At 61.4% G+C, this 15,673-nt stretch carries 18 protein-coding genes; 10 read left to right on the top strand and 8 right to left on the bottom strand.

Annotated elements, in window-relative coordinates; all coding sequences use genetic code 11:
- The first annotated feature begins 2 nt into the window (after positions 1-2).
- Both HX821_RS11005 and HX821_RS11000 read left to right on the top strand, forming a co-directional pair.
- Positions 3-398, top strand: coding sequence for a hypothetical protein (locus tag HX821_RS11005; RefSeq protein WP_177009495.1), 396 nt, complete (start codon positions 3-5; stop codon positions 396-398).
- A complete protein-coding gene (locus tag HX821_RS11000) occupies positions 395-1,180 on the top strand; it encodes an outer membrane protein OmpK (protein ID WP_003209104.1) in 786 nt (261 codons plus the stop codon). The genes HX821_RS11005 and HX821_RS11000 overlap by 4 nt, the downstream gene beginning before the upstream one ends.
- Positions 1,181-1,320: 140 nt before the next feature.
- Here HX821_RS11000 and HX821_RS10995 read toward each other — a convergent pair whose 3' ends face one another.
- Entirely contained in the window at positions 1,321-2,472 is a 1,152-nt protein-coding gene (locus tag HX821_RS10995) for a patatin-like phospholipase family protein (protein WP_008432180.1), read from the bottom strand.
- A 32-nt stretch (positions 2,473-2,504) separates the two neighbouring features.
- Positions 2,505-3,440, bottom strand: a complete 936-nt coding sequence (locus HX821_RS10990; protein WP_003209101.1) for a lipid A biosynthesis lauroyl acyltransferase — start codon at positions 3,438-3,440, stop codon at positions 2,505-2,507.
- Positions 3,441-3,558: 118 nt separating this feature from the next.
- Here HX821_RS10990 and minC point away from each other — a divergent pair, with 118 nt between their 5' ends.
- The 5 genes from minC (at position 3,559) to HX821_RS10965 (ending at position 7,759) form a co-directional block, all read left to right on the top strand.
- On the top strand, positions 3,559-4,296 hold the full coding sequence (gene minC / locus HX821_RS10985) for a septum site-determining protein MinC (protein ID WP_003209099.1): 738 nt from the start codon (positions 3,559-3,561) through the stop codon (positions 4,294-4,296).
- 199 nt (positions 4,297-4,495) lie between these two features.
- Positions 4,496-5,308, top strand: a complete 813-nt coding sequence (gene minD, locus HX821_RS10980) for a septum site-determining protein MinD (RefSeq protein ID WP_003209098.1) — start codon at positions 4,496-4,498, stop codon at positions 5,306-5,308.
- Between the two features lie 3 nt (positions 5,309-5,311).
- Positions 5,312-5,566, top strand: a complete 255-nt coding sequence (gene minE / locus HX821_RS10975; RefSeq protein WP_003175252.1) for a cell division topological specificity factor MinE — start codon at positions 5,312-5,314, stop codon at positions 5,564-5,566.
- A gap of 96 nt (positions 5,567-5,662) precedes the next feature.
- Positions 5,663-6,298, top strand: a complete 636-nt coding sequence (locus tag HX821_RS10970) for an RluA family pseudouridine synthase (RefSeq protein ID WP_003209097.1) — start codon at positions 5,663-5,665, stop codon at positions 6,296-6,298.
- A gap of 171 nt (positions 6,299-6,469) precedes the next feature.
- Positions 6,470-7,759 (top strand): M18 family aminopeptidase, encoded by a 1,290-nt coding sequence (locus HX821_RS10965; protein WP_003209095.1) that lies wholly within the window; start codon positions 6,470-6,472, stop codon positions 7,757-7,759.
- Positions 7,760-7,902: 143 nt separating this feature from the next.
- On the opposite strand, the gene glp is transcribed toward HX821_RS10965, so the two are convergent.
- Positions 7,903-9,129 (bottom strand): gephyrin-like molybdotransferase Glp, encoded by a 1,227-nt coding sequence (glp, locus tag HX821_RS10960; protein WP_102606002.1) that lies wholly within the window; start codon positions 9,127-9,129, stop codon positions 7,903-7,905.
- Entirely contained in the window at positions 9,113-9,652 is a 540-nt protein-coding gene (gene moaB, locus HX821_RS10955; protein WP_003209092.1) for a molybdenum cofactor biosynthesis protein B, read from the bottom strand. The genes glp and moaB overlap by 17 nt, the downstream gene beginning before the upstream one ends.
- Positions 9,653-9,727: 75 nt before the next feature.
- On the opposite strand from moaB, the gene mobA reads away from it, so the two are divergent.
- Both mobA and HX821_RS10945 read left to right on the top strand, forming a co-directional pair.
- Positions 9,728-10,330, top strand: a complete 603-nt coding sequence (gene mobA / locus HX821_RS10950; protein ID WP_177035739.1) for a molybdenum cofactor guanylyltransferase MobA — start codon at positions 9,728-9,730, stop codon at positions 10,328-10,330.
- 80 nt (positions 10,331-10,410) lie between these two features.
- The gene (locus HX821_RS10945) at positions 10,411-10,632 is read left to right on the top strand and encodes a YgdI/YgdR family lipoprotein (RefSeq protein WP_003209090.1); all 222 of its coding nucleotides are present in this window, start codon (positions 10,411-10,413) and stop codon (positions 10,630-10,632) included.
- Positions 10,633-10,689: 57 nt separating this feature from the next.
- Here HX821_RS10945 and HX821_RS10940 read toward each other — a convergent pair whose 3' ends face one another.
- The 3 genes from HX821_RS10940 to HX821_RS10930 all read right to left on the bottom strand — a co-directional run bounded on the left by HX821_RS10940 (position 10,690) and on the right by HX821_RS10930 (position 12,291).
- Positions 10,690-11,574, bottom strand: a complete 885-nt coding sequence (locus HX821_RS10940) for a pseudouridine synthase (RefSeq protein ID WP_003209088.1) — start codon at positions 11,572-11,574, stop codon at positions 10,690-10,692.
- A 70-nt stretch (positions 11,575-11,644) separates the two neighbouring features.
- A complete protein-coding gene (locus tag HX821_RS10935) occupies positions 11,645-11,980 on the bottom strand; it encodes a hypothetical protein (RefSeq protein ID WP_003209087.1) in 336 nt (111 codons plus the stop codon).
- Between the two features lie 74 nt (positions 11,981-12,054).
- Positions 12,055-12,291: a glutaredoxin family protein gene (locus HX821_RS10930; protein ID WP_177035738.1), complete on the bottom strand. Its 237-nt coding sequence runs from the start codon at positions 12,289-12,291 to the stop codon at positions 12,055-12,057.
- Positions 12,292-12,432: 141 nt separating this feature from the next.
- Here HX821_RS10930 and HX821_RS10925 point away from each other — a divergent pair, with 141 nt between their 5' ends.
- Positions 12,433-14,154, top strand: coding sequence for a monovalent cation:proton antiporter-2 (CPA2) family protein (locus tag HX821_RS10925; protein WP_177035737.1), 1,722 nt, complete (start codon positions 12,433-12,435; stop codon positions 14,152-14,154).
- On the opposite strand, the gene HX821_RS10920 is transcribed toward HX821_RS10925, so the two are convergent.
- Positions 14,141-15,349, bottom strand: coding sequence for an ammonium transporter (locus HX821_RS10920; protein WP_177035736.1), 1,209 nt, complete (start codon positions 15,347-15,349; stop codon positions 14,141-14,143). The two genes, HX821_RS10925 and HX821_RS10920, sit on opposite strands and share 14 nt — an antisense overlap.
- Between the last annotated feature and the right edge of the window lie 324 nt (positions 15,350-15,673).

Here is a 15,673-nt window from a genome sequence, read left to right as displayed (position 1 = left end):
CCATGTACGCCATTCACCCGGGGCCGGCCACGCGCCGTGCCCCATTCTCGCCCCGCGCGCTCTTTAACGGCGCACTTGAGCACAGGCCTGGGAGTCAGTATTCTCGGCGCCCGCTCAAATCGACTCAAAAAAAAACAGCGAATGTAAAAGCTGACTGCAAGGCCAACTTATCCGGGCCCCACGTCCGCAGCCAACGTGTGCAAAAACTCTCCGAATTCGACTGTGTTCATCACAGCCGACGGGGATTTTTTGGCTTTTTAAACACCTTGGCGCAGCTCTTGCTAAAAGCATCAAAGCTGACCGAACAGACGATTTTTGCGGCAAGCCAAAAGACGCCACACCAGAGCGTCCGCTTAGAAAAAAAACCAGAAACCTTTACCTCGGGAGCAACCGAATGAAACGTACCGTGAACAGCCTGATGCTGGCAGGATCCCTGCTGGCCGGGGGCCAGGCCATGGCCGGTGATCTGCTGCAGTGGCAGAACAACAGCCTGACTTATCTGTGGGGCAAGAACTTCACTGTTAACCCGCAGATCCAGCAAACCGTGACCTTCGAACACGCCGATGCGTGGAAGTACGGCGACAACTTCTTCTTCCTCGACCGCATCTTTTACAACGGCAAGGAAGACGGCAATGTCGGCCCGAGTACTTACTACGGTGAGTTCAGCCCACGCTTGTCGTTCGGCAAGATTTTCGACAAGGACTTGTCGTTCGGTCCGATCAAGGACGTGTTGCTGGCGTTCACTTACGAGTTCGGCGAAGGCGACAACGAGTCGTACTTGCTCGGCCCGGGCTTCGACCTGGCAATCCCTGGTTTCGACTACTTCCAGCTGAACTTCTACCAGCGCCAGACCGAAGGCAATCGCCCGGGTGACGGCGTATGGCAGATCACACCGGTGTGGTCGTACACGATCCCGGTGGGCAACTCCAATGTGCTGATCGACGGCTTCATGGACTGGGTGGTGGATAACGACAAGAACGCCCGCGGCACTTACCACGCCAACCTGCACTTCAACCCGCAGATCAAATATGACCTGGGCAAGGCGTTGCATTGGGGCGAGAAGCAGTTGTATGTCGGTATCGAATACGACTACTGGAAGAACAAGTACGGGATCCAGGACAGCGGCGCGTTCGAGACCAACCAGGACACTGCGAGCCTGTTGGTGAAGTACCACTTCTAACCACACCGCCTATCCCCTGTGGAATCGGGTTTATGTGGGAGCGGGCTTGCTCGCGAATACGGTGGGTCAGTCAATACATCTGGCGACTGACACACCGCATTCGCGAGCAAGCCCGCTCCCACACAAGCCCGCTCCCACATTCAGTCCGGTGTCAGGCCCAGGAACCGCTGCAACTCTTCGCGCTTGGCCAGCGCATCCCGCCTTCCCAGCTCGATCAATTCGCTGCAATACCCCGCCTCGAACAGCAGGTAGCTGAGCACCCCCGCGCCACTGGTTTTGGTCGCCCCCGGCCCGCGCAGAAACAGGCGCAATGCCGCCGGCAATTCCTGGCGGTGACGTGCCGCAATTTCGTCGATTGGCTGACTGGGAGCGATCACCAATACTTCCACTGGCGCCAAACCTTGTATCGCCGCGTTGGCCGGCAACACGTGGCTGAACTGGTTCAGGCGCTCGAGCAATTCGATATCGCTTTCCAGGCTGTCGATGAACGTGCTGTTGAGCATGTGCCCGCCGATCTGCGCCAACGTCGGCTCCTGGCCGGTGAAGGTGCGCGCCGGGTTCGATGGATCGTTGCCACGCGGGTTGCCACTGACCCCCACCACCAGCACGCGGCTGGCGCCCAGGTGCAACGCAGGACTGATCGGCGCCGACTGGCGCACCGCCCCGTCACCAAAATATTCCTGGCCGAGTTTGACCGGCGCAAACAGCAACGGAATCGCCGAGCTGGCCAGCAAGTGTTCAACGGTCAATTGGGTGGGAATGCCGATGCGCCGATGCCGCAACCAGGCATCGATGGTGCCGCCGCCCTGATAGAAGGTCACGGCTTGCCCGGACTCGTATCCGAACGCGGTCACCGCCACAGCATGAAGGTGTTTCTCGCGGATCGACTGCGCGATGCCTTCCAGGTGCAGTTTGTCGCGCAACAAGTCCCGCAGCGGCGAACTGTTGAGCAGCGCCACTGGCACCTGCGCCCCCATCCCCAGCAGGCTGTGGACAAGGAATCGACTGGCCTGGCTGATCACCCCGGGCCAGTCGCTGCGCAGCACCAGGTGGCTGCGAAAGCCCTGCCAGAAGGCGGTCAGGCGCTGGATGGCGGCGGTAAAGTCCATGGCGCCACTGGCCAGGCTCACCGCATTGATCGCCCCGGCCGAGGTGCCGACGATCACCGGAAACGGATTGGCCGCGCCCGGCGGCAACAACTCGGCTATCGCCGCCAGTACCCCCACCTGATAGGCGGCCCGCGCCCCGCCGCCGGAAAGAATCAAGCCTGTGACCGGTTCAGCTGGGCGCATTGCATCACTCCATGGTGCTTGGGGACTTCAGATCAACGGCGGCGTTTTTCATACAGTTTAGGTTCACCTGGCGGCCGGCTCTTGAAGCGGCGGTGCGTCCACAGGTATTGCTCGGGGCATTCGCGCACGGAGGCTTCGACCCACTGGTTGATGCGCAGGCAATCGATCTCGTCGGTTTCACCGGGGAAGTCGGTCAGCGGCGGATGGATCACCAGGCGATAACCGCTGCCGTCGGCCAGGCGTTCCTGGGTGAACGGCACCACCAGAGCCTTGCCCAGGCGGGCGAACTTGCTGGTGGCGGTCACGGTGGCGGCCTGAATGCCGAACAATGGCACGAAGATACTTTGCTTGGCGCCGTAGTCCTGGTCCGGTGCGTACCAAATCGCACGACCGGCCCGCAGCAGCTTGAGCATGCCGCGCACGTCTTCGCGCTCTACGGCCAGGGAGTCGAGGTTGTGCCGCTCGCGGCCACGGCGCTGGACGAAATCGAACAAGGGGTTGCCGTGCTCGCGGTACATGCCGTCGATGGTGTGCTTCTGCCCGAGCAAGGCGGCGCCGATTTCCAGGGTGGTGAAATGCAGGGCCATGAGGATCACGCCCTTGCCTTCCAGTTGCGCCTGCTTGAGGTGCTCCAGCCCTTCGACATGGGCCAGGCGCGCCAGGCGCGGCTTGGACCACCACCAGCTCATGGCCATCTCGAAGAACGCGATGCCGGTGGAGGCAAAGTTTTCCTTGAGCAAATGTTTACGCTCTTTAGCGGACTTTTCCGGGAAGCACAGTTCCAGGTTTCGTGCGGCGATACGTCGACGTTCACCGGCCACCCGGTACATTCCCGCCCCCAAGGCACGGCCAATCCCCAGTAAAGCCCGGTACGGCAACTGCACAATCAGCCACAGCAAACCCAGCCCCAGCCATAACAGCCAGAAGCGCGGATGAAAAAATACAGCTCGAAAACGCGGGCGATCCATTCAAGATTCCGGTAAAGACAACGGCCGCGCATTCTACAACGGTTCGACCCGGCTTGCGGCTAGCGGATGTTCTCGTTATAAGTCTCGACACTTTTCGTGACAAGCCGCTTTGCCGACCATGAGCCAAACCGAACCGCTAGACCAAGATCCCGTGTTCCAGTTGAAAGGCAGCATGCTCGCCATTACCGTGCTGGAACTGGCCCGCAACGACCTTGATGCCCTGGACCGCCAGCTCGCCGCCAAGGTCGCCCTGGCGCCGAACTTCTTCAACAATGCACCGCTGGTGCTGGCCCTGGACAAGCTCCCGGCCGGCCAGGGCGCGGTCGACCTGCCCGGGCTGATGCGCGTGTGCCGCCAGCATGGCCTGCGCACCCTGGCGATCCGTGCCAGCCGTATCGAAGACATCGCCGCGGCAATCGCCATTGAACTGCCAGTACTGCCGCCGTCGGGTGCCCGCGAGCGTCCGCTCGACCCGTTGGTCGGCGAAGAGAAGAAAAAACCGGAGAAACCGCCGGAGCCGACGATCAAGCCGACAAAGATCATCACCTCTCCCGTACGGGGCGGGCAGCAGATTTACGCCCAGGGTGGCGACCTTGTCGTCATCGCCCCGGTCAGCCCGGGGGCGGAACTTCTCGCCGATGGAAACATCCATGTATACGGCCCCATGCGTGGTCGTGCCCTGGCCGGCATAAAAGGTGACACCAAGGCCCGTATTTTTTGCCAGCAGTTGACCGCTGAGCTAGTGTCCATCGCAGGCCAGTACAAGGTTTCGGAAGATTTGCGCCGCGATCCGCTGTGGGGGGCCGGGGTACAAGTCAGCCTGTCGGGCGATGTGTTGAACATCGTTCGTCTTTAACGGATACTGCCGCATTTTCCAAGCATCTCTGGACTCTGATAGCACAGCGAAAACGGCAAAACTTGTGTAGGAATAATTTTAAGGTGGGGTTTGCCCAGGCAAACCGTGCTTTCTCCTACAAGAGCTGCCCGCCTGCAGCGAGTGACAAGAGATGTTTTTCAGGGACTAAAAAGTCCTTTTTCCTTAGGGGTGAAACACCTTGGCCAAGATTCTCGTGGTTACATCCGGCAAGGGTGGTGTGGGTAAGACCACCACCAGCGCCGCTATCGGTACCGGCCTCGCTCTGCGCGGCCACAAGACAGTTATCGTCGACTTCGACGTCGGCTTGCGTAACCTCGACCTGATCATGGGCTGTGAACGCCGCGTGGTTTACGACTTCGTCAACGTCGTCAATGGCGAAGCCAACCTGCAACAGGCCCTGATCAAGGACAAGCGCCTTGAGAACCTGTATGTACTGGCCGCCAGCCAGACCCGCGACAAAGACGCGCTGACCAAGGAAGGCGTGGGCAAGGTCCTCGCCGAACTGAAGGAAACCTTCGAATACGTGGTGTGCGATTCCCCGGCGGGTATCGAGACCGGTGCTCACCTGGCGATGTACTTCGCCGACGAAGCCATCGTCGTGACCAACCCTGAAGTCTCCTCGGTACGTGACTCGGACCGCATGCTCGGCCTGCTGGCCAGCAAGTCCCAGCGCGCCGAGAAAGGTGAAGATCCGATCAAGGAACACCTGCTGCTGACCCGCTACAACCCTGAGCGCGTCAGCAATGGCGAAATGCTCGGCGTTGAAGACGTGAAGGAAATCCTCGCCGTGACCCTGCTGGGTGTGATCCCGGAATCCCAGGCCGTCCTGAAGGCATCCAACCAAGGTGTGCCGGTGATTCTTGACGACCAGAGCGACGCCGGCCAGGCGTACAGCGATGCGGTAGATCGCTTGCTGGGCAAGACCGTGGAACATCGCTTCCTCGATGTTAAGAAGAAGGGATTCTTCGAGCGTATCTTTGGAGGCAACTAAACAATGAAATTTCTCGACTTCTTTCGCGCCAACAAAAAGCCAAGTACCGCGTCGGTAGCGAAAGAGCGTCTACAGATCATCGTGGCGCACGAACGCGGCCAACGCAGCACCCCGGATTACCTGCCAGCCCTGCAGAAGGAACTGGTGGAAGTGATCCGCAAGTACGTCAACATCGGTAACGATGACGTGCATGTCGCCCTGGAAAATGACGGCAGCTGCTCGATTCTGGAACTCAATATCACCCTGCCTGATCGTTGATCGAAAAGGCGGTCGCCACGGCGGCTCGGTTACCTGGCTCCCCTCACGGGGCCGGGTGAGCGAGCCGCCGTTGGCGTTTGTTACGAGGCTGTTTTAATGCCGTTGTCCAATGTCCATATCCTTCATCAGGACGCTGCTGTCCTGGTGGTGAACAAGCCTACCCTGCTGCTCTCGGTGCCCGGTCGCGCCGACGACAACAAGGACTGCCTGATCACCCGCCTGCAGGAAAACGGCTACCCTGAAGCCCGCATCGTCCATCGCCTGGACTGGGAAACGTCCGGGATCATCCTGCTGGCCCGAGACGCGGATACCCACCGTGAACTGTCCCGCCAGTTTCATGACCGGGAAACCGAAAAGGCCTACACCGCACTCTGCTGGGGCCAACCGGAACTGGACAGCGGCAGCATCGACTTGCCCTTGCGCTACGACCCACCGACCAAGCCACGGCACGTGGTGGACCACGAGTTCGGCAAGAACGCGCTGACCTTCTGGAAAGTCCTGGAGCGTTGCGGCGACTGGTGTCGGGTTGAGCTGACACCGATCACCGGCCGCTCCCATCAACTGCGCGTGCATATGCTGTCCATCGGGCATCCGTTGCTGGGCGATGGCTTGTACGCCCACGAACAGGCCTTGGCTGCCTGGCCACGTCTGTGCCTGCACGCCAGCATGCTGGGCTTCACCCATCCCCAGAGCGGCGAGCGCCTGCGCTTCGAGTGCCCCGCGCCGTTTTAACCTGTAAACGCAATTAAAATGTGGGAGCGGGCTTGCTAGCGAATGCGGTGGATCAGTTAGCTCATTCGGCGACTGACACACCGCATTCGCGAGCAAGCCCGCTCCCACATTTGTTCTGTGCACTTATCCCGTCGGACGGTAAACTCGCGCCATTGCTGTCTGGAGCTACTTATGCGCGAAGAGTTGAACCAAGGCCTGATCGACTTCCTCAAGGCCTCCCCTACCCCGTTCCATGCCACCGCCGCCCTTGCACAGCGCCTGGAAGCGGCCGGTTTCCAGCGTCTTGACGAGCGCGAGACCTGGACCACCGAGGCCAACGGGCGCTATTACGTGACCCGCAACGACTCCTCGATCATCGCCTTCAAACTCGGCCGCCACTCGCCCCTGCAAGGCGGCATCCGCCTGGTCGGCGCCCACACCGACAGCCCGTGCCTGCGGGTCAAGCCACAGCCTGAACTGCAACGCCAGGGCTTCTGGCAACTGGGTGTGGAAGTGTACGGCGGCGCGCTGCTGGCGCCGTGGTTCGACCGCGATCTGTCCCTGGCCGGCCGCGTCACTTTCCGCCGCGACGGCAAGGTCGAAAGCCAGTTGATCGACTTCAAGCTGCCCATCGCGATCATCCCCAACCTGGCCATTCACCTGAACCGCGAAGCCAACCAGGGTTGGGCGATCAATGCCCAGACCGAACTGCCGCCGATCCTTGCGCAGTTCGCCGGTGACGAGCGCGTGGACTTCCGCGCAGTGCTGACCGAGCAACTGGCTCGTGAACACGGGTTGAACGCCGATGTGGTGCTCGACTATGAGCTGAGCTTCTACGACACCCAGAGCGCGGCCGTGATCGGCCTCAATGGCGACTTTATCGCCGGTGCCCGCCTCGACAACCTGCTGTCGTGCTACGCCGGCCTGCAAGCCCTGCTCACCGCCGAAACCGATGAAACCTGCGTGCTGGTCTGCAACGACCACGAAGAAGTCGGCTCGTGCTCCGCCTGTGGTGCCGACGGCCCGATGCTGGAGCAGACCCTGCGTCGCCTGCTGCCCGAGGGTGATGAGTTCGTACGCACTATCCAGAAGTCGCTGTTGGTGTCTGCCGACAACGCCCACGGCGTGCACCCCAACTACGCCGAGAAGCACGACGCCAACCACGGCCCGAAACTCAATGCCGGCCCGGTGATCAAGGTCAACAGCAACCAGCGCTACGCCACCAACAGCGAAACCGCCGGGTTCTTCCGCCACCTGTGCATGGCCGAAGAAGTGCCGGTGCAGAGCTTTGTGGTTCGCAGCGACATGGGTTGCGGCTCGACCATCGGCCCGATCACCGCCAGCCACCTGGGCGTGCGCACCGTGGATATCGGCTTGCCGACGTTTGCTATGCACTCGATTCGCGAGCTGTGCGGCAGCCACGACCTGGCGCACCTGGTGAAGGTGTTGAGTGCGTTTTACGCGAGTCGCGACTTGCCGTAATTGCAGGATGAACACAAATCAAATGTGGGAGCGGGCTTGCTCGCGAATGCAGAGGGTCAGTCAATACATCGGGTGACTGATCCACCGCTTTCGCGAGCAAGCCCGCTCCCACATTTTGATCTTCATTGTTTGATAGGTCGGGCTCAGTTCAACACTTCACTCAGCGGAATGAAGTTGACCCGGTCACCGATCTCCAGCGTCGTCCCCTCCAGCACTTCTACCAAACCTTCGGCCCACGCCGCGCTACGCAGCACACCCGAGCTCTGGTTGCGGTAGATGATCGCCTTGCCCTGCTCCAGCCGCCCGCGCAAATACTCGCGGCGATTCCCCGGCTTGGGCCAGACAAATCCCACGGGCACTTCAATGCGCAGCGGCTGCACGTCTTCCACGCCCTGGCGGCGCAACAGGTAAGGCCGCGCCAGCAAGGCAAAGGTCACCAGCGTCGACGCCGGATTGCCCGGCAAACCGATCACCGGTACACCACGGAAATGCCCGAACGTCAGCGGCTTGCCCGGCTTGATTGCCAGCTTCCACAGCGCCAGTTCGCCCTCTTCCCGCAGTGCAATCCCGAGAAAATCCGCCTCCCCCACCGACACACCGCCGGTGGACAGAATCAGGTCTACCGAGCCCAATGCGCCCAGGCGTTCGCGGGTTTGTTCCAGGTCATCCGGCAGGATCCCGGCGTCCACCACTTCGCAGCCCAGGCGCTCCAGCCAGCTGCACAGCACCCGGCGATTACTGTTGTAGATCTGCCCGGGGCCCAGCGGCAGGCCCGGCTCGATCAACTCGTCACCGGTGGACAGCACGGCCACGCGGGCGCGTCGTACCACCTCCAGCCGATCACGACCCAGTGAAGCCGCCAGGCCCAACTCGATCGGGCCCAGGCGTGTACCTGCTGGCAACACCCACTCGCCCACCGTGGTTTCCTGGCCTTGGGGACGGATGTTTTGATCCACCTGCAACGCTTCGGTGAAGCTCACCCGCTGATCGGCATGGACCACGGCGTTTTCCTGCATCTCGACGCAGTTCGCGCCCTCCGGTACCGGGGCTCCGGTGAAGATCCGCGCGCAGGTACCGGCAGCCAAGGGCTCGGGTGCCGTGCCCGCAAAAATGCGCTGGCTGACTGCCAGTGGCTCACCGGTCCAGTCCGCCAGGCGCAGGGCGTATCCGTCCATGGCGCTGTTGGGCCAGGGCGGCAAGTCCAGCGTGGAGATCAACGCCTGGGCCAGCACCCGACCATCACACTCGGCCAGCGGCAACGTTTCCGGCTCGCGAATCGGCGCTGCCTCGGCCATCGCCAGCAATTGTTCGAGGGCGTCTTCCACCGGCATCAACGCGCCGGTCTTGCCCGGCTTACCCACGGGATTCACAGGGCTCGGCCTGCTTCAAATGCGGGACGAAGTTGCACGGGCGGTGACGGTTATCCAGTTGCTCGGCGAGAATCCCGTCCCAACCGGTGCGCACCGCGTTGGTGGAGCCCGGCAGGCAGCACACCAGTGTGCCGTTGGCCAGGCCGGCCAGGGCACGGGATTGCACGGTGGAGGTGCCGATATCGGCCACGGAGATTTGCCGGAACAGTTCGCCGAAACCATCCACCTGCTTATCCAGCAGGCAGCTCACCGCTTCCGGGGTGCTGTCGCGGCCGGTGAAGCCGGTGCCGCCGGTGATCAACACCACCTGCACCACGTCTTCGGCAATCCAGTGCGCCACTTGCGCACGGATTTTGTACAGATCATCTTTAAGCAAAACTCGCTCGGCCAGCAGGTGACCGGCGGCGGTCAGGCGGTCGACGAAGACCTGGCCCGAGGTGTCGGTTTCCAGGGTGCGGGTGTCGCTGACCGTCAATACAGCGATATTCAGGGGTACAAAGGGCGCATCAGCCTTGGCTTTCATGGCTCGGTCCGGTTGTCGAAGGAACAGCCCGATGTTATATCACAGCCCCCCATTTCACTGCCCGCAGGAGCCGTCATGCCAAGCCATTCTTCCCCACTGCCCTGCTCGATCCTTTTGCTGGCCGGCGGTCGTGGCCAGCGCATGGGCGGCCTCGACAAGGGCCTGCTGGACTGGCACGGGCAGCCGCTGATCGCGCACCTGCATCGCCTGGTGCGGCCGTTGACCGACGACCTGATCATCTCCTGCAATCGCAACCAGGCGCAGTACGCGGCCTACGCCGATCAATTGGTCGGCGATGACAGCCCCGACTTTCCCGGGCCACTGGCCGGCATTCGCGCAGGACTGGCGGTGGCGCAGCATGGGCATCTGCTGGTATTGCCGTGCGATGTGCCGCAGATCGATGCACGGTTGCTCGCCGACCTGCGCAGCACGGCGCAGCAAAACCCGTTGCTGCCGGTGATGGTGCGCCACGGCGATTTCTGGGAACCGCTGCTCTGCGTGATCCCCACTTCGCTGCGCGAGCCCTTCGAACGGGCCTGGGCAGCCGGCGAGCGCAGCCCGCGCCAGATCATGCAGGCGCTGGGGGCCAAGGCCCTGGATTGCCCCGCCGACGATCCGCGCCTGGCCAACCTCAATACACCGGAGTTGTTGCACCGCCCGCCCAGCGTGTCAGAATGAGCGTCGAACAAGGAACTTTGCCGACGTTACACACGTCACAAGGTCAGTACTCAACAAAGCATTCTCTCGGAGACAAACTCATGACTCAACGGACCATCGCCGCTCTCATGCTTGCACTGGGCCTCGCTACCCTTGCCGGTTGCGCCTCGCCGACAGTGATCACCCTGAATGACGGTCGCGAAATCCAGGCCGTCGACACTCCTAAATTCGACAAGTCCACCGGCTTCTACGAATTCGAACAGCTGGATGGCAAGCGCACCCAGATCAACAAGGATCAGGTTCGCACCGTTAAAGACCTGTAAGTCTTAACGCCAGATACAAAAAAGCCCGCGTAATGCGGGCTTTTTCGTTGCTGGGGTTTACCAGTCCAGGCTGATCTCGCTGCGAAAGTCGCGCTCAAGGCCGGTGACCGGGTCGATGAAACGCACCCCCTGGGCCAGCAGCTTGAGCGGGTTGGCGTAGTCGTCCTCGGCATCCTTGATAACGTCGGGGTAGAACGGATCGTTGCAGATACTCGCGCCCAGGGCCGTCATGTGCACCCGCAACTGATGCTTCTTGCCGGTCACCGGAAACAGGCCATAGCGCCACAGGTCGCCATTCTTTTCCCGCACCTCGACCGCCGTCTCGGTGTTGCTCGCCCCCGCGCCTTCCTGCATGCGAAAGAACGGCTCGCCATCCACCAGCCGGCTTTTGTGCACCAGCGGAAAGGTCAGCCCAGGCAATGCAGGGGCAATGGCTTCGTAGAACTTGTCGATCTTGCGCGTGGGAAACAGCTGTTGATACGCCGAGCGCGTCTGGGGGTTGGCCGAAAACAACACCAGCCCTGCGGTATGCCGATCAATGCGATGCAGCGGCACCAGCGCCGGGTTGTCCAGGCGACGGATCAAACGCCGCAACAGGGTCTGCTCGACGTATTCACCGGCAGGCGTGACCGGCAGGAAATGCGGCTTGTCGGCTACCACCAGGTGTTCATCGGCGTACAGGATCGTCTCCTGCACCGGGATTACTTTCTCGTTCGGTACTTCGCGAAAGTAGTAGATGCACAGGCCTTCGCGGTAGGCGAGGTCCTGATTGATGGGAGTGCCATTGATGTCCAGCACCCTGCCCCGGGCGATGCGGTCCAGCCATTGCTCACGGCTGATGGCCTGGAAGTGCTCACACAGGCAATCCAGCACGGTGGCCCAGGCGCCTGGCGGCAGGTACAAGGTGCTGGCTTGGTGCTGGGCAGCGGAAAAAACGGACATGGCAGGCTCAAGACGTGGACATACAGGCGCGCATTATCCCGCATGCAGCCGGATCAGGCCCAGCACAGATTCAGGCCTTGGCCAATTCCGCGCGCAACACCGGTGACGCACTGGCCGCCTCGGTGAATTCCTTGAGCCAGCGCAGCACATCCACCGCTTCCCAGCGGCCCGGGTCGTAAAGCGCATACAGCAAGCCCTGGTAACCCACCACATCCAGCTGCTTGTGATAACCCGCGCGCTGGAACAGCGCCTCGATCTCGGCAAAGCAGGTGTTGAAATGCACTTTGTTAAACGGCGTCTTGCCTTCCGTGACCAGGCCATCGAGGCGCAGCTCGTTCACCGCGTCACGCACGACGTCGGCGGACATGCGATTGACGCTGCTTTTCAGTTGTTCAACATTCACCACGGGCGTTCCCTCTCATTCAATCGCTGTACAAACATACAGTAACCGAATAATCGGGAACTCGCCATCGCCGAGTGCTAGCTAAGAAAGTTCACTACCTGCGCTTTGTCGAACGGCCACTCCAGCTCCGCGCCCGTGTCTACCCGGCGCAGCACCGGAATCCGCAGGCCGTAGGCTTCATACAGGGCCTCGGAATCGGCGATATCCACCAACTCCACCAGCAGGCCGTGTTCGACCAACGGCATGATTTCGGCTTCGGCAAACTCACACAGATGGCAGCCCAGGGTGCCGAACAACTGACATTCAGGAAGCATGGCAAAGGGTCCGAGAAGAATCAGGTGCCTATTCTAACAGCGTCGGGACACTGCAAAAGCCTGACCCAGATCAGCATGGCGTATAACTGATTCAGCGACTCTCGCGACTTTTTTCCCGTAATACCTGCAATGGAGCTGCATGTGTTTGCCAACCTGCTGATTATCCTGGCCTCCTCCCTGGTGGTGATTGCGCTGTTTCGTCGCCTGCAACTGCCGCCGGTGCTGGGCTATCTGTGTGTTGGCCTGGCCGTGGGCCCCACCGCCCTCGACTGGGTCAATGACAGCGAAGAGTTGCCAGACCTTGCCGAACTGGGTGTGGTGTTCCTGCTGTTTTCCCTGGGCCTGGAGTTTTCTCTCAACAAAATGCTCAGCCTGCGCCGGGTGGTGTTTGGCTTGGGCAGCCTGCAGGTACTGTGCTGCGGGTTGCTGCTGGGCGGTTTGCTGGCACTGTTCGGCCTGTCGCCGACGACCGCGCTGTTGCTCGGTGCTGGACTGGCACTGTCGTCCACCGCCATCGTCAGCAAGGAGCTGACCAGCCTCGGCGAAATCTTCAGCAGCCATGGCCAGAATGCGATTGGGGTATTGCTGTTCCAGGATGTAGTGGCCGTATTGCTGCTGACCCTCGTGCCAGTGTTCGCCGGTAACAGCGAGCAAGCCTGGTACTGGGCATTGCCACTGACCCTGGGCAAAACCGTGGTGCTGTTCCTTGGCCTGCTGCTGGCCAGCCGCTGGTTGCTGCCGCGTTTGTTCCGTGAGGTGGCGGCGTCCCATTCGGCCGAATTGTTCGTGCTGCTGGCACTGGTGATCGTACTGCTCACCGCCTGGCTGACCCACTTGCTGGGCTTGTCCCCGGCACTCGGTGCGTTTCTCGCCGGCATGCTGCTGGGGGAAAGCCATTACCGCCATCAGATCGAAGCCGATATCCGGCCGTTTCGCGACATCCTGCTGGGACTGTTTTTTGTCAGCATCGGCATGCTGATCGACCTGCAACTGTTCGTCAGTCATAGCCTGTTGATTCTCGGCCTGACCCTCACGCTGATGTTGATCAAAGGCTGTGTGGTCGCGCTATTGGTGCAACTGCGCGGCAGCGACGGTGAAACCGCATGGCGCAGCGGCCTGGCGCTGGCCCAGGGCGGCGAGTTCTGTTTCGCCTTGATGGCGCAAATGCAGCAAAGCCGCCTGATGCCCGCCGACATCAGCGGCCTGCTGCTGGCTGCCACCTTCTGCTCGATGCTATTGACTCCGCTGTTGCTCAGGGCTGCACCCGCGATTGCCCTGCGCCTGCACCGCAAGCCCAACCAGCAAGTACAGCTTGAAGAGATTACGGCCCTGAATGCCGAGCTGCGCGACCACGCGGTGATCTGCGGCTACGGCCGGGTTGGCCAGTCCATCGGGCGCTTCCTGCACCGTGAACAACAGGCGTTCATTGCCCTTGATGACGACCCGGAGCGAGTCCAGGACGCTTCTACCGAAGACAGCGCCGTGCATTACGGCGACTGCCGCCGTGGCGCCCTGCTCAGCGCGGTCGGCCTGGAACGTGCGCGCCTGGTGGTGATCGCGGTGGACAACAGCGACGTCGCCCTGGCCGTGCTCAACGAAGCGCGGCGGATCAACCTGACCGTGCCGATCCTGGTACGCACCCGCGACGACAGTCAGCTGGCCGAACTGAAAGCCGCCGGCGCCACTGAAGTGGTGCCCGAGTTGCTGGAGTCGAGCCTGATGCTCGCCTCCCATGCGTTGATCCTGCTGGGGTTGTCGGAGCAGCAGGTGCAAGGCCGTGTCGATGAAGTGCGCCAGAGCCGGTACCGCCTGTTACATGGCTGCAACCAGAACGAAGGGGACGCGCCCCTCAATCCTGACTGACCGCGCCAATCTTGTGGATCGACAAATCCGCGCCGTAATACTCCTCTTCCTGACTCAAGCGCAGGCCATGCACGCGTTTGATCACGCCATATACCAGGAAGCCACCGGCCAGCGCCACCACCACACCCAGCGCGGTGCCGATCAACTGGCTGATCAGACTGACGCCGCCCAAACCGCCCAGGGCGGTCTGGCCGAAGATCCCGCAGGCAATCCCGCCCCACACGCCGCACAGCCCGTGCAACGGCCATACACCCAGCACATCGTCGATCTTCCAGCGATCCTGGGCGGCAATGAAGAACCAGACGAACAAGCCGCCCGCCACCACGCCGGTCACCAACGCGCCCACCGGGTGCATAAGGTCGGAACCGGCACAGATCGCCACCAACCCGGCCAATGGACCGTTGTGCAAGAAGCCTGGGTCGTTACGCCCGATCACCAATGCCGCTACCGTGCCACCGACCATCGCCATCAACGAATTGACCGCCACCAGCCCGCTGACCCCGGACAGGGTTTGCGCACTCATGACGTTGAAGCCGAACCAGCCGACGATCAAGATCCACGAGCCCAACGCGAGAAATGGAATGCTCGACGGCGCGAACGCCACCAGGCGCCCTTCCCGATAACGCCCCTGCCTTGGCCCCAGCAACAGCACCGCCGCCAGCGCCAGCCAGCCGCCCATGGCGTGCACCACGACGCTGCCGGCAAAGTCATGGAAGCTGGCGCCGAAGGTGGCCAGCAACCAGGCTTGCAGGCCGTAGTTGCCGTTCCACACAATGCCTTCGAAAAACGGATAGATGAAGGCTACGATCAACGCAGTGGCACACAGTTGCGGAACAAAACGTGCACGCTCGGCGATTCCCCCGGAAATGATCGCCGGGATCGCCGCCGCGAAGGTCAGCAGGAAGAAGAACTTCACCAGGCCGTAGCCGTGGTCGGCGCTGATCACCGCCGCCGGTTGCATGAAGGTCACGCCGTAGGAGATCCAATAGCCTATAAAGAAATAGGCCAGTGTGGAAATCGCGAAGTCGCTGAGGATTTTCGACAGGGCATTGACCTGGTTCTTCTGGCGCACCGTGCCGACTTCCAGGAAGGCAAAGCCGGCGTGCATGGCCAGGACCATGACCGCACCAATCAGAATGAACAGCGTGTTGGAGCTGTGGACGAGGGTGTCCACCGCGCTTTGCAAATTTTCCATGGAGGATGGCAGGCCTGCACATGCAGGAAAAAGCACCAAAGCAGTTCATGACCTTCATGATGCGCACTAAATTGGCACCAACGATCCGACCCTCGTTTGAGGCCGTGAACCGCTTTGGCGCAGCGATCATTGAAAAAGGCAGAATCCGACAGGGTTTTTCCGCGAGTTTTAGTTATTTAGGGTAAGGTTTTTCAGGGTTTGAGCCCCAACCGCCCGGATTCAGCGCAAGGCCCCGGGGCCGCGCACCAAGGCAAAGCAAAAGCTGTACCAGACAATTGCAGTGAACCTTCACCGACACCGGTGACTCGAAACCAGAAGTAAACA

Source organism: Pseudomonas sp. B6001, from assembly GCF_013386015.1.
Classification (GTDB): Bacteria; Pseudomonadota; Gammaproteobacteria; order Pseudomonadales; family Pseudomonadaceae; genus Aquipseudomonas.
The sequence above is the reverse complement of the archived record's forward strand: the minus strand, read 5'-3'. Positions and strand labels throughout refer to the sequence as shown.